The 22,982-nt window shown below is 69.6% G+C and carries 22 protein-coding genes; 12 read left to right on the top strand and 10 right to left on the bottom strand.

Going from position 1 to position 22,982, the window contains the following annotated elements; translation table 11 throughout:
- Positions 1 to 351: a metallopeptidase family protein gene (locus BM150_RS07215; RefSeq protein WP_092925666.1), complete on the top strand. Its 351-nt coding sequence runs from the start codon at positions 1 to 3 to the stop codon at positions 349 to 351.
- 14 nt (positions 352 to 365) lie between these two features.
- Here BM150_RS07215 and pheA read toward each other — a convergent pair whose 3' ends face one another.
- Complete coding sequence (gene pheA / locus BM150_RS07210) at positions 366 to 1,289, bottom strand: prephenate dehydratase (RefSeq protein ID WP_092925359.1); 924 nt, start codon at positions 1,287 to 1,289, stop codon at positions 366 to 368.
- A 148-nt stretch (positions 1,290 to 1,437) separates the two neighbouring features.
- On the opposite strand from pheA, the gene BM150_RS07205 reads away from it, so the two are divergent.
- From BM150_RS07205 to BM150_RS07195, 3 genes are all read left to right on the top strand, one after another.
- Positions 1,438 to 2,037, top strand: a complete 600-nt coding sequence (locus BM150_RS07205; RefSeq protein ID WP_092925664.1) for a macro domain-containing protein — start codon at positions 1,438 to 1,440, stop codon at positions 2,035 to 2,037.
- Positions 2,038 to 2,178: 141 nt separating this feature from the next.
- Positions 2,179 to 2,706, top strand: coding sequence for a DoxX family membrane protein (locus BM150_RS07200; protein WP_092925357.1), 528 nt, complete (start codon positions 2,179 to 2,181; stop codon positions 2,704 to 2,706).
- Between the two features lie 101 nt (positions 2,707 to 2,807).
- Positions 2,808 to 3,443, top strand: a complete 636-nt coding sequence (locus BM150_RS07195) for a response regulator (protein WP_092925662.1) — start codon at positions 2,808 to 2,810, stop codon at positions 3,441 to 3,443.
- A 124-nt stretch (positions 3,444 to 3,567) separates the two neighbouring features.
- Here the strand turns inward: BM150_RS07195 and BM150_RS07190 are convergent, their stop codons facing one another.
- The 5 genes from BM150_RS07190 to BM150_RS07170 form a co-directional block, all read right to left on the bottom strand.
- The gene (locus BM150_RS07190; protein ID WP_092925660.1) at positions 3,568 to 4,722 is read right to left on the bottom strand and encodes a GAF domain-containing sensor histidine kinase; all 1,155 of its coding nucleotides are present in this window, start codon (positions 4,720 to 4,722) and stop codon (positions 3,568 to 3,570) included.
- Between the two features lie 134 nt (positions 4,723 to 4,856).
- Positions 4,857 to 6,041: an arginine deiminase gene (locus BM150_RS07185; RefSeq protein ID WP_092925354.1), complete on the bottom strand. Its 1,185-nt coding sequence runs from the start codon at positions 6,039 to 6,041 to the stop codon at positions 4,857 to 4,859.
- A gap of 128 nt (positions 6,042 to 6,169) precedes the next feature.
- Positions 6,170 to 6,997: a CPBP family intramembrane glutamic endopeptidase gene (locus BM150_RS07180; protein ID WP_092925353.1), complete on the bottom strand. Its 828-nt coding sequence runs from the start codon at positions 6,995 to 6,997 to the stop codon at positions 6,170 to 6,172.
- Between the two features lie 108 nt (positions 6,998 to 7,105).
- Positions 7,106 to 7,876: a DUF2470 domain-containing protein gene (locus BM150_RS07175; protein ID WP_092925351.1), complete on the bottom strand. Its 771-nt coding sequence runs from the start codon at positions 7,874 to 7,876 to the stop codon at positions 7,106 to 7,108.
- A gap of 460 nt (positions 7,877 to 8,336) precedes the next feature.
- A complete protein-coding gene (locus tag BM150_RS07170; protein WP_092925658.1) occupies positions 8,337 to 9,524 on the bottom strand; it encodes a homogentisate 1,2-dioxygenase in 1,188 nt (395 codons plus the stop codon).
- 172 nt (positions 9,525 to 9,696) lie between these two features.
- On the opposite strand from BM150_RS07170, the gene BM150_RS07165 reads away from it, so the two are divergent.
- From BM150_RS07165 to cydD, 6 genes are all read left to right on the top strand, one after another.
- Positions 9,697 to 10,560 carry a hypothetical protein gene (locus BM150_RS07165; protein ID WP_245755324.1) on the top strand — a complete coding sequence of 288 codons (864 nt, stop codon included), beginning with the start codon at positions 9,697 to 9,699 and terminating at the stop codon, positions 10,558 to 10,560.
- On the top strand, positions 10,557 to 11,762 hold the full coding sequence (gene fahA, locus BM150_RS07160) for a fumarylacetoacetase (RefSeq protein WP_092925349.1): 1,206 nt from the start codon (positions 10,557 to 10,559) through the stop codon (positions 11,760 to 11,762). The genes BM150_RS07165 and fahA overlap by 4 nt, the downstream gene beginning before the upstream one ends.
- 4 nt (positions 11,763 to 11,766) lie before the next feature.
- The gene (locus BM150_RS07155) at positions 11,767 to 12,468 is read left to right on the top strand and encodes an IclR family transcriptional regulator (protein WP_092628081.1); all 702 of its coding nucleotides are present in this window, start codon (positions 11,767 to 11,769) and stop codon (positions 12,466 to 12,468) included.
- Positions 12,469 to 13,002: 534 nt separating this feature from the next.
- Positions 13,003 to 14,520: a cytochrome ubiquinol oxidase subunit I gene (locus BM150_RS07150; protein ID WP_092925347.1), complete on the top strand. Its 1,518-nt coding sequence runs from the start codon at positions 13,003 to 13,005 to the stop codon at positions 14,518 to 14,520.
- Positions 14,521 to 14,628: 108 nt separating this feature from the next.
- On the top strand, positions 14,629 to 15,636 hold the full coding sequence (cydB, locus tag BM150_RS07145) for a cytochrome d ubiquinol oxidase subunit II (protein ID WP_092925345.1): 1,008 nt from the start codon (positions 14,629 to 14,631) through the stop codon (positions 15,634 to 15,636).
- 315 nt (positions 15,637 to 15,951) lie between these two features.
- Positions 15,952 to 19,344, top strand: coding sequence for a thiol reductant ABC exporter subunit CydD (gene cydD / locus BM150_RS07140; RefSeq protein ID WP_217641436.1), 3,393 nt, complete (start codon positions 15,952 to 15,954; stop codon positions 19,342 to 19,344).
- 214 nt (positions 19,345 to 19,558) lie between these two features.
- Here the strand turns inward: cydD and BM150_RS07135 are convergent, their stop codons facing one another.
- The 3 genes from BM150_RS07135 to BM150_RS07125 all read right to left on the bottom strand — a co-directional run bounded on the left by BM150_RS07135 (position 19,559) and on the right by BM150_RS07125 (position 21,228).
- Positions 19,559 to 20,155, bottom strand: a complete 597-nt coding sequence (locus tag BM150_RS07135) for an RICIN domain-containing protein (protein ID WP_092925652.1) — start codon at positions 20,153 to 20,155, stop codon at positions 19,559 to 19,561.
- Between the two features lie 102 nt (positions 20,156 to 20,257).
- Entirely contained in the window at positions 20,258 to 20,932 is a 675-nt protein-coding gene (locus tag BM150_RS07130; protein ID WP_092925343.1) for a hypothetical protein, read from the bottom strand.
- Positions 20,929 to 21,228: an HC3 family zinc finger protein gene (locus tag BM150_RS07125; protein WP_092925341.1), complete on the bottom strand. Its 300-nt coding sequence runs from the start codon at positions 21,226 to 21,228 to the stop codon at positions 20,929 to 20,931. The genes BM150_RS07130 and BM150_RS07125 overlap by 4 nt, the downstream gene beginning before the upstream one ends.
- Before the next feature lie 139 nt (positions 21,229 to 21,367).
- Between BM150_RS07125 and BM150_RS07120 the strand changes: the two genes are divergently transcribed.
- Positions 21,368 to 22,219 carry a helix-turn-helix domain-containing protein gene (locus BM150_RS07120; protein WP_175496720.1) on the top strand — a complete coding sequence of 284 codons (852 nt, stop codon included), beginning with the start codon at positions 21,368 to 21,370 and terminating at the stop codon, positions 22,217 to 22,219.
- 3 nt (positions 22,220 to 22,222) lie between these two features.
- On the top strand, positions 22,223 to 22,420 hold the full coding sequence (locus tag BM150_RS07115) for a DUF397 domain-containing protein (protein WP_092925337.1): 198 nt from the start codon (positions 22,223 to 22,225) through the stop codon (positions 22,418 to 22,420).
- A gap of 103 nt (positions 22,421 to 22,523) precedes the next feature.
- On the opposite strand, the gene BM150_RS07110 is transcribed toward BM150_RS07115, so the two are convergent.
- A complete protein-coding gene (locus BM150_RS07110) occupies positions 22,524 to 22,979 on the bottom strand; it encodes a MarR family winged helix-turn-helix transcriptional regulator (protein WP_092925335.1) in 456 nt (151 codons plus the stop codon).
- Between the last annotated feature and the right edge of the window lie 3 nt (positions 22,980 to 22,982).

Below are 22,982 nucleotides of genomic sequence, written 5' to 3'. Positions count from 1 at the left end.
ATGCCGGTGGAAATGTCGTCACAGCGTTTCGAGGAGCTGGTCGGCGACGCGTTGGACCGGGTTCCGCAACAGCTGCTGCGGGAGCTGAGCAATGTGGTCATCCTGGTGGAGGACCGCAACCCGGACGACGAGTCGCTGCTCGGGCTCTACGAGGGGGTCGCGCTGACGGAGCGCGACAGCAACTACGGCGGAGTGCTGCCGGACAGGATCACGATCTACCGGGAACCACTGCTGGAGATGTGCTCCAGCGAGCAGCACCTCGTCGAGGAGGTCGCGGTGACCGTGGTGCACGAACTGGCGCACCACTTCGGGCTGGACGAGGAGAAGCTGCACGCGCTCGGCTGGGGCTAGCGGCGGCCCGGGTCTCAGGCGGTTCTTCCCCTGCGCACCTCGCTCAACCACCGCATCGAGCGGCGGAAGGCCTGTTCGGAGTCGGACGCCCGCACGCTGACGGGCTTGCTGTCGGCCTTGGGGAACGATCCCAGGAAGCGCACCTCGGAACAACGACGGTGCAACCCGGTCAACGCGTCGCCGATCCTGGTGTCGGCCACGTGGCCGTCGAAGTCGAGGAAGAACCGGTAGGCGCCGAGACGGTCCTTGGTGGGCCGGGACTCGATCCGGCTCAGGTTGATGCCGCGCAGCGAGAGCTCGGACAGCACCTCACCGAGTGCTCCCACCTCGTCGTGCGCGACCACGGCGATCGAGGTCCGATCGGCTCCGGTCGGCTCCGGCAGGTGCCCCGGGCGACGGACCAGCAGGAACCTGGTGACCGCGTCGTCCACATCGGCGATATCGCTCGCCAACCGGGTGAGTCGGGAGTGGTACCGGTGGGCGACCGGAGCCACCACGGCCGCGTCCGCCGTGCCGCTCTCCACCTCCACCGCGGCGGTGGCGGTGGAAGCGGTGGGCACGTCCTGCGCCCGGGGCAGCTCCCGGGCCAACCAACCGCGTACCTGAGCCAGCGCGTGCGGATGGCTCGCCACCGAGGTGATCTCCGCGGGGTTGGTTGCCGGGCGCGCCAGCACGTCGAACCGGATCGGCAGCACCAGCTCGGCGACGGCCACCACGGGGTCACCCGCCACCAGCCCGTCCAGGGTCGACGGAACGGCCCCTTCGACGGAGTTCTCCATCGGCACACCGGCCGCTTCGACCTCCCCGGCACGTACCGCCTCCAACGCCGAGTGCACGGTGTCGTGGGCGATCAGCTCTGCGGCGAAGTCCGCTGTCAGCTCACGCGCGGCCTGTTCGGTGAACGTGCCTTGCGGACCCAGATACGCGATTCGGGGCACGCGGCCAGCCTATGCCGAGCTGCTACGGGAGCTGTCACCCGGGCACTGCCGAAGAAACCCCAGTTCACACGTTAGTGGTAAAGATCATGCCCCCAGAGTGTGACCTACCCAATTACGCGAACCCCGTTCCGACTGCGATGCTGTGCACGTGACCGCGGATTCGGAGCGCTCGAGATACGGGGCGGAACCGGAGCTGCGGCTGGTCCTGTGCGCACTGGACGAGCCGCTGGCCGCAGCGTGGAACAGCATCGCCTACGGCCGGGAAGGCATCAGCGTTCACCACGGTTCGGTACTCGACACGCACGTCGACGCCGTGGTCAGCCCGGCGAACTCGTACGGCTGGATGCGGGGCGGGATAGACGCCGCCTACGCGAGCGCGTTTCCCGATGTGGAACAGCAGGTGCGCAGTGCCGTACTCGCCTACCACGGGGGCGAGCTTCCGGTCGGCGAGGCGCTGTTGGTCCCCACCGGCTGCCGAGTACCCACCTGGCTGATCAGCGCCCCCACCATGCGGGAACCGGGCGAAACACTGCCGGGTGACACCGTGCACCCCTACCTGGCGGCCAGGGCGATGCTTCGGCTGTGGTCCGGAGCGGTGCTGGACAACGGGACACCGGTGCGCCACGTGGTGCGTTCCATAGCGCTGCCCGGGCTGGGAACCGGGGTGGGCGGCGCGGCGCCGGAACTCTGCGCCAAGCAGACGGCAGCCGCGTGGGACGAGGTGTTCGCACGGGTGGACACCGCCTGACCGCACGGAAGCCGCCCCACCCGCGGGCATCGTCGAGCGATGACCGAGCGATGACTCCGCCCCGAGCGGAACGGAACGCGGAAGCGTAACGTCGGCCACGTCGCAGGCTGGCTAGGTGTAGTACCTCGGGAGGTTTCGTCGATGCTCATCCGCAGGCTCGCGCGTCCACTGTTGGCTTCGATCTTCGTCTGGGGCGGTATCGGAGTCTTCCGCGACACCGAGGGTCACGCCAAGGCGGCCACCCCGCTGTTGGAGCGAGCCACCGCTCCGGTCAAGGACAGCCTGCCCCAGCAGGTACCCACGAATCCCCGAACCCTGGTCAAGATCGATGGCGCGGTGAAGATCGGCGCGGGTGTGCTGCTGGGACTCGGCAAGTCACCGCGGCTGGCCGCGTTGCTGCTCAGCGGCAGTCTGGTACCGACCACACTCGCGGCGCACGCCTTCTGGGAGATCGACGATCCGGAGCAGCGCGCCGCACAGCAGATCCACTTCCTGAAGAATCTCGGCCTGCTCGGCGGGCTGCTGACCACGGCGGTGGACACGAAGGGCAAGCCCTCGGTGGGCTACCGGGCCCGGCAGGGCGCGCACCGAGCCGTCGAGCAGACGCAGCAGAGCGTACCCGGCAAGGGCGGCAGGAAGAACTGCCGGAGCGGGAAGCTCCGGCACTAGGAACTCCCGAGCTCGCGGGTCGGGACGATTCCGGCCCGCCGGAACGAGCAGCGGACACCCTGCCCGACCGCGCGGCGGAGCACGCCAGTAGCGTGGAGGCCGTGCAGGTACGCGTGCTGCTCGTCGACGACCACGAAGTCGTGCGCAGAGGGCTGCGCGATCTACTGGACACCGAGCCGGACGTCAACGTCGTCGGTGAGGCGAGCAACGTGGACGAGGGACTCGTCCGGGCACGCGCGGATCGGCCGGACGTGGCGGTCGTGGACATGCGGCTGCCGGACGGCGACGGGCTGCTGCTGTGCCGTGGGCTGCGCGAGTTACCCGAGCCGCCACGCTGCCTGGTGCTGACGGCGTTCGACGACGAGCAGGCCCTGGTGGGAGCGATCAACGCGGGTGCCTCCGGCTATCTGCTGAAGCAGGTGCGGGGCCAGGACCTCGTCAACGCGGTCCGCGAGGTCGCCGCGGGACGCTCCCTGCTGGATCCGGTGACCACGCGCCGCGTGCTGGACCGGATGCGCGAGGACAGCGAGAAACCGCCGGACGAGCTGGACACGCTGACGGAACAGGAACAGCGGGTGCTGGAACTGATCGGCGAGGGCATGAGCAACCGCGAGATCGCCAAACGGCTGTTCCTCGCCGAGAAGACGGTGAAGAACTACGTGACATCGGTGCTGGCAAAGCTGGGGATGGCACGCCGCACCCAGGCGGCCGCCTGGTACGCCCGCAGACAGGGCTGACCGGCCACCGAACAGCTGACCGGCCACCGGAGAGCTGACCGCCACCGATGGCCCGATCCGCCACCGGCGGACCGGTATCGGCAGCCGCTGGATCGCTCGTCCCCGGTAGCGACCATCGCCGGACTCAGCTCGCGGCGAGCGGCACCTGCCACGTGACGGTGCTGCCGCTGTCCGGGGAGGAATCGATGGTGCAGCTGCCTCCGGCGGCCGTGGCGCGCTCCGCCATGTTGCGCAGCCCCCGCCTGGTCACGTCCCGCGGAATACCGCAACCGTCGTCGGTGACCTGCAACAGCAGCCCGTCGTAGGTACGTCGCACCCGGACCAGTACGTTCCGGGCGCCGGAATGGCGCACCACGTTGGAAAGCGCCTCGCGCAACGCCGCGCGTGCGTGGTCGGCCACCGCCACCGGAACCTCGTCGAGGTCGCCGGACAGCTCCAGCTCGGGCGGCTTGCCGAGCAGCTCACCCGCGATGCGAACCTCACCGCGCAGTGACTCCGCCAGATCCGGTGCCCGCGCGGACTGCTCGGGATCGGAGGAGGTCAGCGTGCGCACGGTCGCGCGCACCTCGGCGATGGTCTGATCGATCTGATCGGTGATCTCGGTCAGTCGCTTCGCGTCCGAGGGATCGAGATCGTCGGCGATCCTGCGGTCGAGCACGTTGAGCTGGACACCGGCCGCGTAGAGCCGCTGCACGATAACGTCGTGCAGGTCGCGCGCTATCCGCTCGCGTTCCTGGTAGACGGCGATACGCTGCCGGGCGGTGGACCCCTCCGCCAGCACCAGCGCCAGCCCGGCCTGCGCGGCCAACGAGGTCAGCAGATCCACGGTCACCCTGGTGAAGGGCTCCGCCCCACGCCTGCGGTACACCGCCAGCGCGCCCAACCTCCGTTCGTGCGTGCCGAACGGGGCCACGGCGAACGGACCGTACACCCGCAGTGCCCACGGGACGTAGGGAGCCGTCATCGGATCGTCGATGAGGTCGTCGACCACCACCGGCACACCGCCGTGTGCCACCTGGGAAGCGGCGGAGTGCGGTGAGAGCACCGAACCCACCGGGTCGGTCAACGGCTCGGGGGCGTGCGGACCGACGTGGGACGCCTCCACCGTGAGGTTGTCCTGCTCGTCGCGGACCATCACGAGCCCGAGGTCGGCCTCGGCCAGCGCGGCGGCACGCCGGACCACCAGCGGAAGCACCGCCCCCGGGTCCTCCTCCGCGAGGGCGGCCTTGGTGATCTCGGTGGAAGCGGCGAGCATTCGCCTGGCGAGCGTCGAATCCATGACACCCACGACGTTATAGCCATCCGGCGATTCACGCGCTCACCGCAGGAGCAAACTCACACCCGGAGCCCCGCCGGGACGTAAATCTCGCGCGAAATCGCCGCGCGGCGGAGGGACCGTGGCCGGCTGCGGGATCAGTACAGCGGATCCCGCACGATCGGCGAGGACATGCAGCGGGGACCGCCGCGTCCGGAGCCGAGTTCTGAACCGCTGATGCGCAGCACCTCGATGCCCGCGTCCTCCAGCCGCGCGTTGGTCTCCACGTTGCGTTCGTAGGCCACCAGCGTTCCCGGGGAGACCGCCAGCGTGTTGTTGCCGTCCTCCCACTGCTCGCGCTCGGCGGTGACCGGATCGAGCCCGGTGTCGACCACCCGCAGCCGGTCCAGTTCCATCGCTTCGGCGGACGCACGGAGGAACGGCTCGGGGCCGGACACCTTGATGCCCTCACCGGCGGGTCGCAGCACGTAGGCGGTGAGGTGATCGCGGATCGCGGGATACATCAGCACCGCGTCGTGGTCGACCATCGTGCACACCGTGTCCAGGTGCATCGAGGCCCGGGTCTGCGTGATCGGCACCGCGAGCACGGTGTGCGCGAGGTCGTCGGCGAACAGCGATCGGGCCAGCGACTCCGCGCCCGCGGGAGTGGTGCGCTCCCCCACCCCCACGGCCACCACGCCCGGAGCCAGCAGCAGCACGTCCCCGCCCTCGACCGGGGCGGAGTGCGCACCGTAGGCACGGGCGGACTGCGCGAACCTGGGGTGGTAGGCGTAGACCAGGTCGGTCAACGCGGACTCGCGGATCCGCGCGGGCATCGCCAGCGAGGTCACCGCCACCCTGTCGTCGATCCACACCGAGGAGTCCCTGGTGAACAGCAGGTTCGGCAGCGGGTCGATGGCGAAGTCGTGCGGCTGGTGCATCCTGCGAACCAGCGACTGCCCCTCGGCGGCGGGAAGTTCCTCGAAGGTCATTCCCGACACCAGAACGCCGGTGAGCGTCTTCTCGTCCATGCTGGACAGGTAGGAGCACAGCGTGTCCGCCACCTCGGCGCCCAACCTGCGTTCGTCCACGCCGCTGTGCAGCGCCGCGGTGCGGGCCCTCGGGTCGCGCAGCGCCTCGGACAGCAGTTCGTCGAGCAGCAGCACCTCGACGCCCTGCTCGCGCAGCACCGCCGCGAACGCGTCGTGCTCCTGCTCGGCACGGTCCACCCAGGGAATCGCGTCGAACAGCAGTTGGTCGTTGTTGCGCGGGGTGAGCCGCTTGAGCTCACCGCCGGGGCGGTGCAGCAGCACGGTGCGCAGCGGGCCGACTTCGCTCGTCACGTGTGGGGTTGTCACGGTCCCGCAGCCTAGCCCTATCGAGCGAGAATAGCCGCATCCGACGCGAAATTCGACGGATCGTTAACCGATTCCGGCACGACGGGAACGATTCGTTGTGCCCGGGTGTGCGATCAGGGCAGCCAACCCACCTGATCGCGCAACAGGGCATAGCCGACGAAGGCGACGACGTCGATCAACGCGTGCCCGATGATCAGCGCGTGGATCCGGTTGGTGCGCTGCCACACCCGGCCGTAGACCAATCCCATGACCACGTTGCCCACGAACCCGCCGAATCCCTGGTACAGGTGGTACGAGCCGCGCAGCACCGCCGAGATCCACAGTGCGCGGTTCTCGCTGGCACCGAGCTGCCGCAGTCGTGTGAGCAGGTAGCAGACCACCAGCACTTCCTCGGCCGCGGCGTTGCCCAACGCCGACAGCACCAGTACCGGAGCCCGCCACCACGCCTCGTCCAGGGTCGTCGGCTGCACGGCCAGGTTCAGCCCCAACGAGTGCGCCACCAGGTAAAGCCCCAGGCCGGGGATGCCTATCAGGGCGGCCAGCCCGGCGCCTCCCGCGAGGTCCCGCCCCGGCCCGCTGTTGTCGAAACCCACGTTTCGCAGCGCGATACCGCCCTGCCACAGCAGGTAGACGCCGAGGGCGGCCCAGGCGAACAGGCGCAGCACACCCAGCAGCTGCTCCAGCAGGTCCAGCAGTCCCAGCCGCGCCTGGGAGGCGTTGATCGCCACCGCCTGCTGGTCCAGCGACTCGGGACGCAGCAGCGCGTCCAGCAGGGACAGCAGGCTCTGCAACCCCGCCATGCCCAGCGTGATCGCGAAGACGATGATCAGCTCGACGACGATCGCCCTGCGCTTGCCCGGATCGGTGATCCGGGCCGGTTCATCGGGACGGTTCGGCAGTAACCAGGAACGCGGCGAGGCGGGACCGTGACTGGTGCTCACCCCGGAAACCCTACTGACCGGTGTTCTCCGACCGCGTCGCCGTGTCCTTCCGAGCGGCGGACGCCGAGACGACCGCGCGACCACCGCCGCGCGGTCAACTCAGCGCGGTCACCGCCGCTCCGCCAGGAACGGGCATCCCATCAACCGCCGCAGTTCGGCACCGAGCTGCTCGGAGTCCTCCACGGCACGGGAGAACCCGAGCCGGACGTCGTGATCGCCGTCCGCCGATTCCACCCGGAGCCGTACCCCGTAGCGGTCCAACCCCAGCGGCCGCACGTGCCCGCCCCGCAACCGCTCCGGCAAGTAGCGGGTGAGCAGCCCGACCACGTCACGGTGGGAGAGTTCCAGGTGCCGTAGCCAGCCGTCCTCGTAGAGGCAGAACGGATCCGGACTCGATGCGGCGAACTCGGCGGAGTCGATCGAGCTGGTCTCCTCGGAATCCGCGAGTACCAGCGAGACGGCCTCCAGGCGCAGTGCGGTCACGCCGTGCCCGACGTCCAGCAGTCGCGGATCGGGGCGTTCCTCGGCTATCTGCAGTACCCGTTCGTGGCGTTCACCGCTATCCGGGACACGCAGCCATCCGGTCAGCCAGATCAGCCCGCGCACCGGTTCACGCAGCCGTACCGGGGCGGAGTCGGCCACCTCCAGCACGGCACCGAACTCGCCGCGCGGAGCCTGCCAGACCGCCGCGACAAGGGGGTGCCCGTCCGAGAGCAGCACCGTGGCGGTGCCGTCCCGGTGGACGTGGTGCAGCAGCGGTTGAACCCGTTCGGCGTCGTTTCCGGAGGGCTGTACCGCCGCTCTGCCACCCCGTTTGGCGATCGTGCGGGCGCGCTCGGCGGCATCGGGCTTCGCGGGCGTGCGAGCGGTCTCGGGCATCGCTCACCTCCAGAGGCGGCACAGCAGGACTTATTAGGTAACCCTAACCCAGTCGGCGCCGTTGTGGAAGTGACCCGATCAGGGGCCACCGCGTGCGGTGTACCGCGCTGCCGACCGGGGCCGTGGCACCGGCGATTTCTCGCGAAATCGACGGTCCACTGGGGGGCGGTGTGGCCCCGTGGGCGTAGATTTCTCGCGAAATCGCCGCGCCCGGAACCCTCGTCGGGAAGCGACCGTGCGGTTCGCAGCGCGATTGTCCCCGGTGCGTGAGTCGGATGCATTGCAAGGCCGGGCCGCTCGCCGCGTAGGTCGCTACTCAAGAGCCGGCCCAACGCCGCAAGGCGCCGACTCACGTGCCGGCTACCCGACCACCGCGCCAGAGCAACCGGCACAGCAATACGGCGAGAGCCGTGCGAGAGGTTCCGCCACCCGCACCGCCAGGCAAACCGAGCCGACCTGCTCAGTTGCCCGGGTTGTTGGTCACCCAGCTGCGGTAGTAGGTGGGGTCCTCGGAGGCGGTGGCGGCCTCACCCAGCCGCAGCGGCCGGAAGGTGTCGATCATGACGGCCGTTTCGTCGAACCGCTCTGCTCCCAGCGACGCCTCGGCGGCACCCGGTTGCGGCCCGTGGCTGCACCCGGAGGGGTGCAGCGACAGCGAGCCGATGCCGATGCCGGAGCCCTTCCGGGCCTCGTAGTTCCCGCCCACGTAGAACATCAGCTCGTCGGAGTCCACATTGGCGTGGTTGTACGGCACCGGGATCGAGTCCGGGTGATAGTCCACCTTGCGGGGGCAGAACGAGCACACCACGAAGTTCGGCCCCTCGAAGGTCTGGTGCACCGGCGGCGGCTGGTGGATGCGTCCGGTGATCGGTTCGAAGTCGGCGATGTTGAACACCCACGGATACAGGCAGCCGTCCCAGCCGACCACGTCGAACGGGTGATGCTCGTACGTCATCCGGGTGAGGCCGTCGTGGTGCCGAACCAGCACGTCCACGTGCTCGCCCTCCAGCAGCAGCGGCTCCGTGGGACCGCGCAGGTCCCGTTCGCAGTACGGGGAGCTCTCCAGGAACTGCCCCTTGGCGCTGAGATAGCGCTTGGGCGGACCGATGTGCCCGGTGGCTTCCACGAGGTACAGCCGGGGCGGTTGTTCACCCAGCGGCACCACCCGGTACGTGGTGGAGGCGGGCAGCAGGACGTAGTCGCCCTCGGCGACCTCCAGGGCTCCGTAGATCGTCTCGAACCGTGCCGAGCCGCGCTGCACGTAGCACAGCTCGTCACCGGTCGCGTTGCGGTAGAGCGGGCTCGTGGTGTCGGGCACCGCGAAGCAGATCGACACGTCGCTGTTGCCGAACAGCAGCCTGCGCCCGGTGACCGCGTCGGTCCCGGCCTCGCCGCCCGGGAACGCGAGCTCGCCGGTGCGGAAGTGCCGGGGCCGGAGCGGCAGGTTGGGCTCGGTGGCACGCCCCTGTTCGGTGACCGCTTCGGCCGCGACGACCGCGGTGGGCAGTCCGCGGTGATACAGCAGGGCCGACTCCGAGGAGAACCCCTCGATTCCCATCAGTTCCTCGGCGTAGAGGCTGCCGTCCGGTTGACGGAACCGCGTGTGCCTCTTGCGCGGAATCTCACCCACTTGGCGGTAGTACGGCATACCGGCCTCCGGTAGATCGAGCGCGGCGAAGTCGAGCGCTGCGAAAACACAGGACTGTTCGCCCAGCGGTCGCCGCTTCGCCCCGAATCGGCGGCGAATCGGACAATCCCGCAAGGCGTTCGTTTTGCGGACACTTTTGTTCACTGCCCGGCACGGCATTAGCGTGACACTCGTGTCAAGCGCTGTTGAACTCCACGCGCCCGGTCCGCGCGGTATTCCGCCCCTGTTCGCACGTCTGGTGGACGATGCCTCGCTGTTCCCGCCCGCCAACGCGTCCGTCGCTCAGGCGGTTGAGGAACACCTGCGTGCGCGGGACGGCGAGTACGCGGGGTTGCTGGGGCCGATCCTCTGCCAGGTCTCCCGCCTGCCGGAACTGATCACCGAACTGGCCAAGGCCAAACCGGCCGAACCCGTTCCCATGTCGCTGGTCTGCGACACCGGGCTCGGCGAGGTGCCGAAGGCGCTCTCGATCATCGAGGGACGCCACGAACTGCTCTCGCTCCGAATGGTCGAGATGCCCGGGCCGTCCGAGGTCGACGACGTGTGGTTGGAACGCGTTTCCGAGTTCGTCCCGGAGGACGTGGTTCGCGTCGTCGAACCGCGACGCGGCGAGGGGTGGCTCGACGGGGTTCGTCGGGTCGCCGAGTTCGGCTGCTGGCCGAAACTGCGGTCGGGAGGCCAGACCGTCGAGTCCTTCCCCGGGGTCGACGTCGTGGCCGAGTTCCTGGCCGTGGCCACCACGCTGGAGGTCCCGTTCAAGGTCACCGCCGGAATGCCCCGCGCGGTGCGCCGTACCGACTCGGAGACCGGCTTTCCGCACCACGGTTTCCTGAACCTGCTGGTGGCCGTGGGGCGCGCCCTGTCCGGCCAGGACGTGCGCGCGGCCCTGGCCAGCACCGACGAGCGGGCACTGACCGAGGAGGCGTGCTCGCTCTCCGACGAGGCGGCGAAAGCGGTCCGGAGCGTGTTCTCCTCGTACGGGGCGACTTCGCCCACCGATCCCGTGTCCGATCTCGTCGAGTTGGAACTGTTGTGACCTGGATCGAGGACCCAGAGTTCGCGCCGGACCGCCCGTTCGGGCCGCAGACACTGCCTTACGGCGTGCTGGGCACCGCCAAGGGACCGACGGTGGCCGTGCGGGTGGGCAAACACGCCGTCCCGCTGCGGAGCGTCGCCGACGAGCTCGGCCCGCGGGTGGGCGGGCTCGTCTCCGGTGACTCGTTGGACCCGCTGCTCGCGGCGGGACCGGCGGCCTGGCGCGAGCTGCGGGAACGCCTGCTGGAACTGGTCGTGGCGGACTCACGTCCCAAAGGCGCCGAGTTGATCCGCGCCGACTGGCACACCCAGCTGCTGCCGTTCACCGTGGCCGACTTCGCCGACTTCTACTCCTCACGGCACCACGCCGAGAACGTCGGCAAGATATTCCGCCGCGAGGCGGAGCCGTTGCTGCCGAACTGGACGCACCTGCCGGTCGGCTACCACGGCCGATCCGGCACCGTGGTGGTCTCCGGAACGGACGTGGCCCGCCCCAACGGGCAGCGCCGCGTCTCCGGCGACCCCACCCCGGTGTTCGGGCCCACCCGCAGGCTCGACTTCGAGGCGGAGGTGGGCTTCGTCTGCGGCGGCGAACCCGCCACGTCGATCGAGACCGAGGACTTCGCCGAGCACGTCTTCGGGGCGGTACTCGTCAACGACTGGTCCGCCCGTGACATCCAGTCCTGGGAGTACCAGCCGCTGGGGCCGTTCCTGGCCAAGTCGTTCGCGACCTCGATGTCGGGCTGGATCACCCCGCTCGCGGCACTGGAACAGGCCCGGGTCCCCACCACCGGCTATGATCACCAGCTGCTGGACTACCTCGTCGAGGAGCGGCCGTGGGGTCTGGATCTGCGCTTGGAGGTGCGGTGCAACGACACCCTGCTGTCCCGACCGCCCTTCGCGGAGATGTACTGGTCGCCCGCGCAGCAGTTGGCGCACCTGACCGTCAACGGCAGCACGGTGCGACCGGGTGACCTGTTCGCCTCCGGTACGGTTTCGGGCCCGGAGCCCGATCAGCGGGGATGCCTGCTCGAACTCAGCTGGGGCGGCTCCGACCCCGTTACGCTGGAGGACGGCGAGCAGCGCACCTTCCTGCAGGACGGCGACCGCGTGACGATCAGCGCCACGGCGCCCGGTGAGCACGGCCGTCCGGTCGGGCTGGGGGACGTGTCCGGCACGGTGCTGCCCGCGGTTCGGAGGTGACCCGATGAGCACGAGCTCGGCCCGATCCGCCGGGGATCCCACTCCGGATCCCGAGCGGGAGCCCGCCGGAGCCACTCCGACGAAGGAGAGTTCGCTGACGCTGGAGCGTGGCCTCAACCTGCTGCAGGCGGTGGCCGACGCCGACAGCGAGGCACCCACCATCAGCGATCTCGCCACCATCGTCGGCGTCAGCAGGGCGGCGGTGTATCGGTTGCTGGGCCCGTTGCAGAGTCGTGGCCTGGTGCGGCGCGAGGGTTCCAAGGTTCGGCTCGGTCTCGGCGTGCTGTGGTTGGCGGGCAAGGTGGTGCCGCAGCTGCGGTTCGCGGCACTGCCCGCGCTGCGCGCCCTGGCGGAACGCGTGGGGGCCACGGTTCACCTCACCGTCGCCGACGGCAACGAGGCCCAGGCCATCGCCGTGGTCGAGCCGTCCTGGACGAGCTATCACGTCTCCTACCGCGTGGGCACCAGACATTCCGTGCAGCGCGGCGCGGCGGGTCGCGCCGTGGACCTCTCGGAGGAGGGGCCGAAGTGGGTGGCCAGCGTGGGCGAGCTCCAGCCGGGGGCGTACGGGGTCGCCGCCCCGGTACGTGGTGTTCCCGGCCTGCGCGCCAGCGTGGGCGTGGTGGCCATGGAGCCGCTCTCGCCGGACGAGGTCGGGCCGCTCGTGGTACGCACCTGTTCCGCCGTCTCCGACGCTCTGGGTTGAGAAGGGATCCCGGCGCTGGTTGCCAGGGTGGTTACCTGGCGGAACCTCTCGCGGGCTCTCGCTGCGGGGCCGGAGACATCGAGTAGGTACTACGCCACGTCTCCGGCGTCCTCGCGAGAGCCGCACGGGAGAACCCGCGGTCGGTCCCGCTGCGAGGGTGGTAGGAGCTCGGCCTGCGGGAGTGACCGGAGTTCGCCCTGCGGGGGGTGGTGGGAGCGCGGCCCGCGTCGAAGGGGCGCGGCGATTTCTCGAGAAATTGACGGTTCGGTACGGCCGGGGCAACGAATCGAAGCGTCCACTACGGCGGAATTTTCGGACGGACGGTTTACAACGGCGGATTTCGGAGTGAGAATTCCGCTCATTCGTGGGTGAAGCCCTTGCCACTCACCCGATCGCGGCCCGATTCACCCCGGATCGGGCTACAGGTCCTCCCCTGTCAGGACCAACGTCCCGGTCACCGCCAGGACCCTCGTCCGAGGGAATGAGGACGATTTGTCCTGCAATTCCCGTCGGCTCGGGGGCAGGCTGGTACGCGTGGATCTCCTCGACATCGCCAGGTGGCAGTTCGGGATCACGACGGTTTACCACTTCCTGATGGTCCCGTTGACGATCGGACTCGCGATCCTCGTCGCGGGAATGCAGACCGCCTGGTACCGCACCGGTAACGAGCGGTACCTGAAGATGACCAAGTTCTGGGGCAAGCTCATGATGGTCAACTTCGCCATGGGCGTGGTGACCGGCATCGTGCAGGAGTTCCAGTTCGGCATGGCCTGGAGCGAGTACTCCAGGTTCGTGGGCGACGTCTTCGGGGCACCGCTGGCCATGGAAGGCATCGTCGCCTTCTTCGTCGAATCGGTCTTCCTCGGTCTGTGGATCTTCGGGTGGGACCGGCTGTCCAAACGGGTACACCTGGCCTGCGCCTGGGCGTTCTCGCTGGCCACCGTGGCTTCGGCCTACTTCATCCTGGCCGCCAACTCGTGGATGCAGCACCCGGTCGGTGTCGAGATGGTCGACGGCGAACCCAGGCTGAGCTCGATCTGGGCCGTGCTGACCAACAACACCCTGCTCGCTGCCTTCCCGCACACGATATTCGGGTGCTTCGCGGTGGCGGGCACGTTCGTGCTCGGCATCGCCGCGTGGAAGGTCTGGAAGCGCGACCGGCAGGGCATGCCGCACGACGAGGACCGCCGGGTCTGGCACAAGTCGATGCGGGTCGGCGCGTGGGTGGCGCTGTTCTCCTTCGTGGGGCTGGCGATCTCCGGCGACATCCAGGGCAAGCTGATGTTCGAGCAGCAGCCGCTCAAGATGGCCTCGGCGGAGGCGCTGTGCCACACCGAACAACCCGCCAGCTTCTCGGTCTTCGCCTACGGCGACGTCAGCCGCCCCGACTGCGAGAGCGTCAAGAGCATCACCGTGCCGTTCATGTTGTCCTACCTGGCCCACGGTGACTTCAGCACCGAGGTCAAGGGCGTGCAGCAGCTGCGGGGCGAGTACGCGGCGAAGTACGGCACCCACTATCCGAACGACCCGAGGTTGGGCGAGCTCGCGGGCGAGCGGATCGAGTACCAGCCGAACCTGCCGGTCACCTACTGGGGATTCCGGTTCATGATCGGCTTCGGCGCGGTCTCGGCACTGGCCGCCCTGGGGGCGCTCTGGTTCACCAGGGGCGGCAGGTTCCCGCGCGGGCGACTGTGGGGACCGCTGGCACTGGCGTCCATCGCCACCCCGTTCCTGGCCAACGTGTTCGGTTGGATCTTCACCGAGATGGGGCGCCAGCCGTTCGTGGTGGCCCCGAATCCCAACCCCTCGGGGGTGGACGGCGTCTGGATGTACACGGCGCAGGCCGTCTCGTCCGGCGTCTCACCGGGCGAGATGATGACCTCGCTGATCGCGCTGACCTCCGTCTACGGCGTGCTGCTGGTGGTGGAGGTGTTCCTGATGGTGCGCTACGCGCGCGGCGGTTTCGAGTCCGTGATGCCGCACAAGTCCTCCGATGACGACTCCGGTTCGGGCGGCTCCGGCTCGGACGACGTCCTCTCCTTCGCCTACTGACGCCGAGCTGGAGGACCGGTTCGCCCGATCCCTCGACCACTACCGTGACCCGTTCCCGCGCGGAATCAGCCGCGCACGCCCCACCGCCCCGACCACCGGAGTGACCTGATGGACCTGCCGACCGTCTGGTTCTGCATCATCGCCCTGCTCTGGCTGGGCTACCTCTTCCTGGAGGGCTTCGACTTCGGCGTCGGCATGCTGCTTCCCGTGCTGGGACGCAGGGAGACCGAACGTCGAGTACTGATCAACACGATCGGCCCGGTCTGGGACGGCAACGAGGTCTGGCTGATCGTGGCGGGCGGCGCCATGTTCGCGTCGTTCCCCGGTTGGTACGCGGGGCTGCTGAGCACCGCTTACCTGCCGTTCACCGTGCTGCTGCTGGTGCTCATCGGCAGAGGGGTGGCGTTCGAGTACCGGGGCAAGGTCGACACCGACCGGTGGCGTCGTGCCTGGGACACGGTGATCGTGCTCGCCTCGTGGGTCGCTCCGCTGATGGTCGGACTCGTGCTGTCGGCGACCGTGTTCGGGCTGCCGCTGGACGCCAACGGTGACCGGGTCGGTGGTCCACTGGTCATCCTCACCCTGCCCAACGTGCTCGGAGCCGTGGCCGTGGCGGCCTTCTCGCTGCTGCACGGCGCCGCGTTCCTGGCGCTGAAGACCCAGGGCGACGTGCGGGAACGGGCCCACCGCTTCGCGCTGCGGTTCGGGATCCCGCTGCTGCTGCCCGTGGTGGGGCTGCTGCTGGTCGCCCAACTGCGGGAAGGAGCGCCCTGGACCTGGATTCCGCTGCTGATCGCACTGCTGACGGGGCTCGCCGCGCTCGCGCGGCAGGCGGTGGGCCGCGACGGTCAGGCGTTCGTGCTGCAGGGAGTGGCGCTGGCCGGAGTGGTGGTGACGCTGTTCGGCGCGTTGTGGCCCAACGTGCTGCCCTCCACGCTCGACCCGGCGTGGTCGCTGTCGATCGCCGAGACCGCGTCCAGCCCCTACACCCTGACCGTGGTCACCTGGGTGGCCGCGTTCGGGACCCCGGCCGTGCTGGTCTACCAGGGGTGGACCTACTGGGTGTTCCGCAAGCGGATCGGAACGAAGCACATCCCCCCGGTGCACGCCGCTTGAGAGGTTCGTCTGCTCGGGTGTGGAGGGTGGTCGCTTGGCGGAACCTCTGGCACGGCTCTCACTGCGGGGAGGCCCGACATCGGGTAGCGACCTACACAACGTCGGGCCTTCCTCGCGAGAGCCGCACCCGAGAACCCGCGGCGGTGCCAGTGGCGAGGGTGCTCGGGGCGCGGCCTGCGGCGAAGGGGCGCGGCGATTTCGCGAGAAATTTACGCCCCCGGGGCCACGGCTCGGTTGGCGTCACGACGGCACGAAGCAACGAAAGCGCGAAGCAGCAGTGAGATCGGAAGAGACCGGGTGAGGGAGGTGGGAAGCGTGACAGGTCGTTCGAGGGAGTCGAGCAGCACCGCGGGTGCCGACGGCGGCGCCGTCCTCACGAGGGGACCGTTGGGGGCGCTGCCCCGGCTGTCGCCGTCCACCCGGCGCGCCCTCTACCTCAGCGGCGCGCTGGCCGTGCTGAGCGCGTTCGCACTGATCACGCAGGCGTGGGCGCTGGCCGACGCGCTGGCGCGAGTGGTCATGCACGGCTTCGGCACCGCCGCCATCGGCGACCGGCTGGCGGTGTTGTGCGGCGCGGTGCTGGCCCGGGGCGTGCTCGGCTGGGCCACCGCGAGCGTCTCCGCCCGCGCCGCGGCCGGTGCGAAGGAGGAGCTGCGCGCCCTGCTGCTGGACTCCGCACTGCGGCGCGGCCCCGAGTGGATCGGCCGTCACGGAGCGGCGGAGCTGACCACGCTCGCCGCCAAGGGGCTGGACGCGCTCGACGCCTACTTCACGCGCTACCTCCCCGCGCTGGTGACCGCCGCCGTGGTGCCCGCGATCGTCGGTTTCCGGATTCTGCTGGCCGACTGGACCTCGGCGGCGATCGTCCTGGTCACGGTCCCGCTCATCCCGCTGTTCGCCTGGCTGGTCGGCCGCTACACCGAGAGCCGCACCAGCCGGGCCGCCGAGTCGCTGCGGCGCATGTCCGGGCAGCTGTCCGAACTGGTCCGCGCCCTGCCGGTGCTCACCGCCTTCGGCCGCGCCGAGGCACAGCGCGAGGCGGTGCGCCGCGTCAGCGAGCGGTACCGGCGCGACAGCGTCTCCACCCTGCGGATCGCGTTCCTGTCCGCGCTGGTCCTGGAGTTGTGCTCCTCGCTGTCGGTCGCGCTGGTGGCCGTGAGCATCGGGATGCGGCTGGTCTCCGGCGACCTCGACCTGGCGACCGGGCTGCTGGTGCTCGTGCTGGCGCCGGAGTGCTACCTACCGCTGCGCAACGCGGGAGCGGCGCACCACGCCAGCGAGGACGGCCTGGAGGCGGTGCGCCGCGTCGAGGAGGTCCGGTTCGACCCCGCGGATGCCGGGCAGGGCACCTCCTCGCCCGCTGACTCCGGGATTCCGAACGACGCCGAAGTTCCGAACGCCGCCGCTCCACTGCGGGTGACCGGTCTCCGGGTGGCCCGTCGGGAGGGCCACGCGCCCGACGGGCTGGATTTCACGGCTCCCCCGGGACGGGTGACCCGGCTGGAGGGCTTCGGCGGGATCGGCCCCAGCGGCAGCGGCAAGTCCACCACGTTCGCGGTACTGCTCGGGTTCACCACCCCCGAGTCCGGGACGCTGCGCTACGGCGAGACCGAGATCGGCAGGCCGGACTCCGCGAGCTGGCGCGCCACGGTCGCCTGGATCCCGCAACGCCCCGCGTTCTCCGGTGGAACGGTCACCGACGAGCTGCTGCTCGCTGTCAGCGACCAGCCCGAGGGCACCGCCGACCACATCGACGAGGTGCTGCGCGCGGCGGCGGCCGAGCACCTGGCCGGACGTCCCGTCGATTCGCTGTCCACCGGTGAGCGGCAACGCGTGGCGGTGGCACGTGGCCTGCTGCGGCTGCGCGGCCGGGCCCGCGTGCTGCTGGCCGACGAGCCGACCGCCCATCTGGACGCCGCCACCGCCGCGCACATCGCCGCCGCGATCGGGGACGCGGCGGACTCAGGAGCGGTCGTCGTGCTGGCCAGCCACCGCCCCGGACCCGCCGAGCCCCGCGAGGCGCCACCCGACGACCACGAGCGCGGCACCGAACACTCCCCCACCGCCTCCGGCCCCGCCCGCATCCGGGAGCTGGTCACGGCGCGCGGAGTCGGCGGCGCCGCGCTCGGTGTGCTCTCGCTGCTTTCCGGTATAGCGCTGACCGCCACCTCGGCGTGGCTGATCGCGCGTGCCGCGCAGCAGCCACCGGTGCTGACGCTCAGCGTCGCCGCCGTGGGGGTCCGGACCTTCGCGCTGTCCCGCGCCGTGCTGCGCTACTTGGAGCGGCTGGCCACCCACGACGCCGCGTTCCGGCTGGCGGGGAGCCTGCGGGAACGGCTGTGGGACGGGTTGGTCCGCTGGGGACCCGCACGCGCGGCCGCGCTGGTGCGCGGCGACGGCGCCGCCAGGCTGGTGGACGACACCGACAACGTGCGGGACCTGGTACCCCGTGTGCTGGGGCCGCCGTTGACCGCTGTCGGAGTGGGCGGCGGGGCCGTTGTCGTGCAGGCCCTGGTGCTGCCCGAGGCCGGACTGCTGCTCGCGGTCGCGCTGCTGCTGGCGGGAGTGCTGGCTCCGCTGGTGGCGCTGGCGGTGCAGCGTCACGCGGCGGCCGTGGTGGCCGCGGGACGCCGTGAGGTGTCCATCCGGGTGCTGGGACTGCTCGAATCCGCCGCCGAGCTGCTGTCGTTCGGTGCCGCCGGTGAGCGGCGTGCGGAACTGGCACGCGCGGACGCGAAGCTGGCGCGCGAGGCCCGCAGGGCGGCCTCGGGTGAGGGGGCGGCCGGAGCCGTCGTCACGCTCGTGATGGGGGCCGCCGTGGTCGGCTGCACCGCGCTGGCGGCGCGGGCGGTGGCGGCCGGGGAGCTCGCCCCGGTGCTGGCGCCGCTGCTCGCGTTGGTGCCGCTGGCGGCCGGCGAGGCGGTCGCCGAGCTCCCCACCGCCGCGCAGCAGTGGCTGCCGCTGCGCGGGGCGCAACAGCGGTTGAGCCCGTTCCTGTCCGATTCGGACCGGGCTGAGGGGACACCACCCGAGTCGGCGGAAACCGGTCCGACCCGGGAACAGCCGGTCGCTCCGGGTGAGGTGCTGCTCGAGGACGTCCGAGCGAGGTGGCCCGGGGCCGATGTGCCCGCGTTGTCCGGCGTGACACTGCGCGTGCCACCGGGATCGCACGTGGCCGTGGTGGGCGACTCGGGCGGTGGGAAATCCACCACGCTGGCGGTGCTGGCCGGTCTGCTGCCGGTGACGAGCGGGACGTGCGCGGTGGGCGGCAGGGTCGCGTGGTGCCCGCAGGACCCGCAGCTGGTCTCCACCACGATCCGCGAGAACCTCCGGCTGGCCGATCCCACCGCCGACGACCGCCGGTTGGCGGCGACGCTGCGCTCGGCCGGGCTGAGTGGCTGGGAGGACTCGCTGGACAGCGTGGTCGGCACCGGCGGGACCGAGCTCTCCGGCGGCGAGGCGCGGCGGCTGGCGCTGGCCAGGGCGCTGCTGGTTCCCGACGCGGAGGTGCTGCTGCTGGACGAGCCGACCGCCCACCTGGACGAGCCGACCGCGCTGGAACTGCTGGACACCCTGGAGCGCGAGTCACACGGCCGCACCGTGGTGCGGGTGACGCACCACGACCGCGAGGTGCACCGGGCGGATCTGGTGGTTCGCATCCGCCACGGCCAGGCGGAGGTGGTGCACCGCTCGGCGCACCCCGCGTAGCGCGAGTGTCGGGAACCGAGCCGAACCGGAGTGGATTCCCGACGAGGTGCTCTCCGGCTGAATCCTCCGGCGGGGATCACCGGCGGGTGCTCGATTCAGCGTTCCCGGCGAAGCGGAAAAACCCCGCTCGGAATTGGAACGGAAAAACGGTCGGCTCGATCCTTTCCGATCCGTCGGAAGGAACGAGCCGACCGTTCCGCTCGTCAGGTGCGAATCAGTCGATGGGAACGGCGCTCCACCGCTGGGACAGGCTGTCCACGTCCTTGTTCAGCACGATGTCGCGCGAGGGGTAGGCCACCTGGTAGGGGTTCATCACCCGGTGAGCGTTGTTGTACGGCGAGATGCGCAGCCCCTCGTCCTTGTCCACGTTCCACCACTGCTCGCGGTCACCGCGGTCGCACTCCTGCTGCCGCACGTGGCGCAGCGCGTCCTGGTTGTCCGGCTGCAGGCAGAGCCCCGAGCCGACGTTCTTGATGCGGAGCACCCCGCTGAACCCGGTGGGCAGAAACTTCCACTGCTCCTGGAGCCGGTTCGCGTCGGTCCGGTGCTGGTACCACAGGTCCAGGATGCCGTTCTCCGAGGTGTTCCACCCCTTGGCGATCATGAACAGGTGGGCGCTGCGGTTGTAGAGGTGGTAGGGCTCGTCCAGCACGATCGAGGTCTGCGCCTCGCGCGCCCCAGGCCGCTGTTCGTGTTGTTCAGCGGCACCGGCCCCTGCCCCCATCACTCCGAGCATGGAGAGCGTCGTGGCGAGCACCAGGGCGATCCGCTTGTTCAACTTCACCGGGATCCGGTCCTTTCTCGTGATCATTTCGTGATTCCCGGTGAAACTGTCGAGCACTCGAGGAACAAGATCAACATATCGTTCGGGTGAACCGCCCAAGGTGCTTCACCGCGAGGGCTATCCGGCTGCTCAGGCAGCCATGACCCGTTCCCGGTACGACGACGGCTCGGCAACGTCCCGTGCGTCGCGACCTGCTCCCCCGTTTCCAAAATTCGTCCGTTGTAGCTGGCGTAATCCGGAACCGGCACGACTCGGCACGAGCCGGTGTTTGCCGATGTAGCCGGATTCGGGAATCCGCTCGGGCACTTCGGGCAGGCTGAGCAACCTGGCGAGGTCTTCTTCGGCGAGGCTGGCGGGGCGGCGTGGTCGTTGTCTGCTCGCGTTCGGGGGTCGGTAGTCGGGATGGTTGCGCAGGGCGAGTCGTTCTGCCGGTGTGGGGTTGGGGTCGGGCCGGTGGCCGAGGGCGTCCCACCAGCCGGAGTCGGGTGAGCGGTCGGGGCCGTGCAGCACGATCGTGGCTGTTTCCAGTAGTGAGTCCGACGGGATCGGACCACAGCTCGCTCCCGGCGTGCTGTCCCCGGAGGTGGAACCGTCGTGGTGCTTTGCCGAGTCGCTGTTCGGTTGCCGCGTGAGCAGACCGGCGACCGTCAGCGCGCCCGGACCGGCGTCGGCGTGCTCGCCGTGCCCGCCGCGCAGCGGGGCCAGCGCGCTGCCCACCGCCAGCGCCAGCAACGTTCCCACCAGCCACAACAACCCCAATGGCTGGTGCAGCGCGGCCAGCCCCAGCGTGCTCACCGCCGTCACAGCGCACCCCCGTGATCGCCAAAGCGTTCGCGGAGCTTGCGGCTGGTCTCCTGTTCCTGGCGCTCCTGCTCGCGGCCGTGTTCGATGGCCGCGCTCATGCAGATGTCGCAGGTCGGCACCAGCCAGTCCACCTCGGACGGATCCGTCAGCACCACGTGCTGCCCGCACAACGTGTCACGCCGCTGCTCCGGACGCGGCCGGATCTCGCGGGAGAAGGCGTGGCGAAACCCGCCCACCGGGTTCCACCACACCACCGGACCCGACCAACCCCACCCCAACAACGGAACCTCAAGCATCGCCAACACTCCTTACTTATCAATCGGTGTAACTACTTTGTAGAAGTAGCTCGTGTTAATAGCAACTACTATGCCTCGATCGGATGATGCGAAACGAGCTGCGAAACTGGGGCAGAAACGACCTACAGGAAGGCCGCCGATGCACGTGAACGCCAGCCCTGCAGTGGTGCGCCGTCTGGTGGCGTACGGCCTGACCAACCTGCGCAAGCGTGCCGGGCACTCCCAGGCCGAAGCCGCGAAGTACATGCGCTGTTCACAGGGCAAGATCGCCAACCTCGAGAACAGCCGTAACCTGCCGAGGCTGGAGTTCATCGAGAAGCTGCTGCGCCACTACGACGCCGAAGACGAGATCCCGCGCTACACCGAACTGCTGGAAACCGCCGAACAGCGAACCTGGTGGGATCGGCTATCCGACACGAAAACCCTCGTTGGTTTGCAAACTTTCATCGGACTGGAAGACGGAGCCAGCAAGACCGAGGGATTCCACGCGCTGCTGGTTCCGGGACTGATGCAGACCTCCGATTACACACGCGAAGTCGTTCGGGGCGGCCAGCAGTCGGACAGCGACCTGGAGTACAAGGTCGAGTTGCGCGGCAGACGCCAGCAAGCGCTCACCCGGTCTACCGAGCCGCTGCACGCCTGGATGGTCATCGACGAATGCGCGCTCGATCGTCGCGTCGGCGATACGGCGACCATGCGGGGACAGCTCGAACACCTCGTCGAGCTCGCCGAACTCGACAACGTCCAGATCCAGGTCTGTCCCGCCAGCGTAGGACCGCACCCTGGCCTGACCGGCACATTCGAGATCCTGCATTTCCCGATCTCCGAAGATCCCGGCGTGGTCTACGTTGAGACCCGAGTACGCGCGGTGTGGTTCGAGGACAAGCCCGAAATCGATCAATACACCCAGGTCATGAACCACCTACGCGCGCTGGCCAACACTCCGGAAGAGTCGAAGAAGCTGCTCACCGAAAAGCTGAAGGAGCTCTAGACGATGCGATTCACCGCCCACGACTGGCAGAAGTCCTCCTACTCCAATGATGACCAAGGTTGCGTCGAAGTCGCCTTATCCAGCCGGGCCGTCGCCGTCCGCGACACCAAGGACCGCGCGGGCGGCACCCTCACCGTCACCCCCGCAACCTGGGCAGGATTCCTGAACCACCTCAAAACCGGCGACTACGACCAGGGCTGACCTCGCGCGCACGCCGCTACACCGTGGCCGGGGCGTCGATTTCTCGCGAAATTGTCGGCACGACCACTCGAATTCGGCAAACAGGTGCTCGGGATCGCGCCGCTCAGTCCTCCAACCCCCGCCCCACGGTGTCGAGCGCGTCGGTGAGCGCGGCCAGTTGTTCGCGGCTGAGCAGGTCGATCAGCGAGGAGCGGACCAGTTCGACGTGGCCCGGCGCCACCCGGTTCAGCTTCGCCATGCCCTCCTCGGTCAGCACCGCGAACACCCCGCGATCGTCGCCGGGGCACGAGCTGCGCCGCACCAGCCCGGCCTTCTCGAGCTTGCCGATCTGGTACGAAGCCCCGCTCTTGGAGGTCAACAGCGACTCGGCCAGCTCGGTCATCCGCAGCTGCCGCTCCGGCTCGTCGGCCAGCCGCACCAGGATCTCGTACTGCGGATGCGACAGTCCCTCCTGCTCACGCAGGTGATGTTCCACACGCCGCTCCACCCGGTGACTCGCCTCCAGAAAGGCGTTCCACGCGGCCTTTTCCTCGGAGTCCAGCCACCTTGGTTGCGTCATGCA

Origin of the sequence: Actinopolyspora alba, from assembly GCF_900112765.1 — a bacterium.
Lineage (GTDB): Bacteria > Actinomycetota > Actinomycetes > Mycobacteriales > Pseudonocardiaceae > Actinopolyspora > Actinopolyspora alba.
This window is presented reverse-complemented; position numbering and strand designations above follow the sequence as displayed.

Coding starts and splice junctions, on each gene's coding strand:
- BM150_RS07155 (WP_092628081.1), top strand. CDS start 11,767: ATGAGCACGAGCTCGGCCCGATCCGCCGGGGATCCCACTCCGGATCCC.
- cydB (WP_092925345.1), top strand. CDS start 14,629: ATGGACCTGCCGACCGTCTGGTTCTGCATCATCGCCCTGCTCTGGCTG.
- BM150_RS07170 (WP_092925658.1), bottom strand. CDS start 9,524: ATGCCGTACTACCGCCAAGTGGGTGAGATTCCGCGCAAGAGGCACACG.
- BM150_RS07125 (WP_092925341.1), bottom strand. CDS start 21,228: ATGCTTGAGGTTCCGTTGTTGGGGTGGGGTTGGTCGGGTCCGGTGGTG.
- BM150_RS07215 (WP_092925666.1), top strand. CDS start 1: ATGCCGGTGGAAATGTCGTCACAGCGTTTCGAGGAGCTGGTCGGCGAC.
- BM150_RS07190 (WP_092925660.1), bottom strand. CDS start 4,722: ATGGATTCGACGCTCGCCAGGCGAATGCTCGCCGCTTCCACCGAGATC.
- BM150_RS07175 (WP_092925351.1), bottom strand. CDS start 7,876: ATGCCCGAGACCGCTCGCACGCCCGCGAAGCCCGATGCCGCCGAGCGC.
- BM150_RS07135 (WP_092925652.1), bottom strand. CDS start 20,155: ATGATCACGAGAAAGGACCGGATCCCGGTGAAGTTGAACAAGCGGATC.
- BM150_RS07120 (WP_175496720.1), top strand. CDS start 21,368: ATGCACGTGAACGCCAGCCCTGCAGTGGTGCGCCGTCTGGTGGCGTAC.
- BM150_RS07115 (WP_092925337.1), top strand. CDS start 22,223: ATGCGATTCACCGCCCACGACTGGCAGAAGTCCTCCTACTCCAATGAT.
- BM150_RS07110 (WP_092925335.1), bottom strand. CDS start 22,979: ATGACGCAACCAAGGTGGCTGGACTCCGAGGAAAAGGCCGCGTGGAAC.
- BM150_RS07200 (WP_092925357.1), top strand. CDS start 2,179: ATGCTCATCCGCAGGCTCGCGCGTCCACTGTTGGCTTCGATCTTCGTC.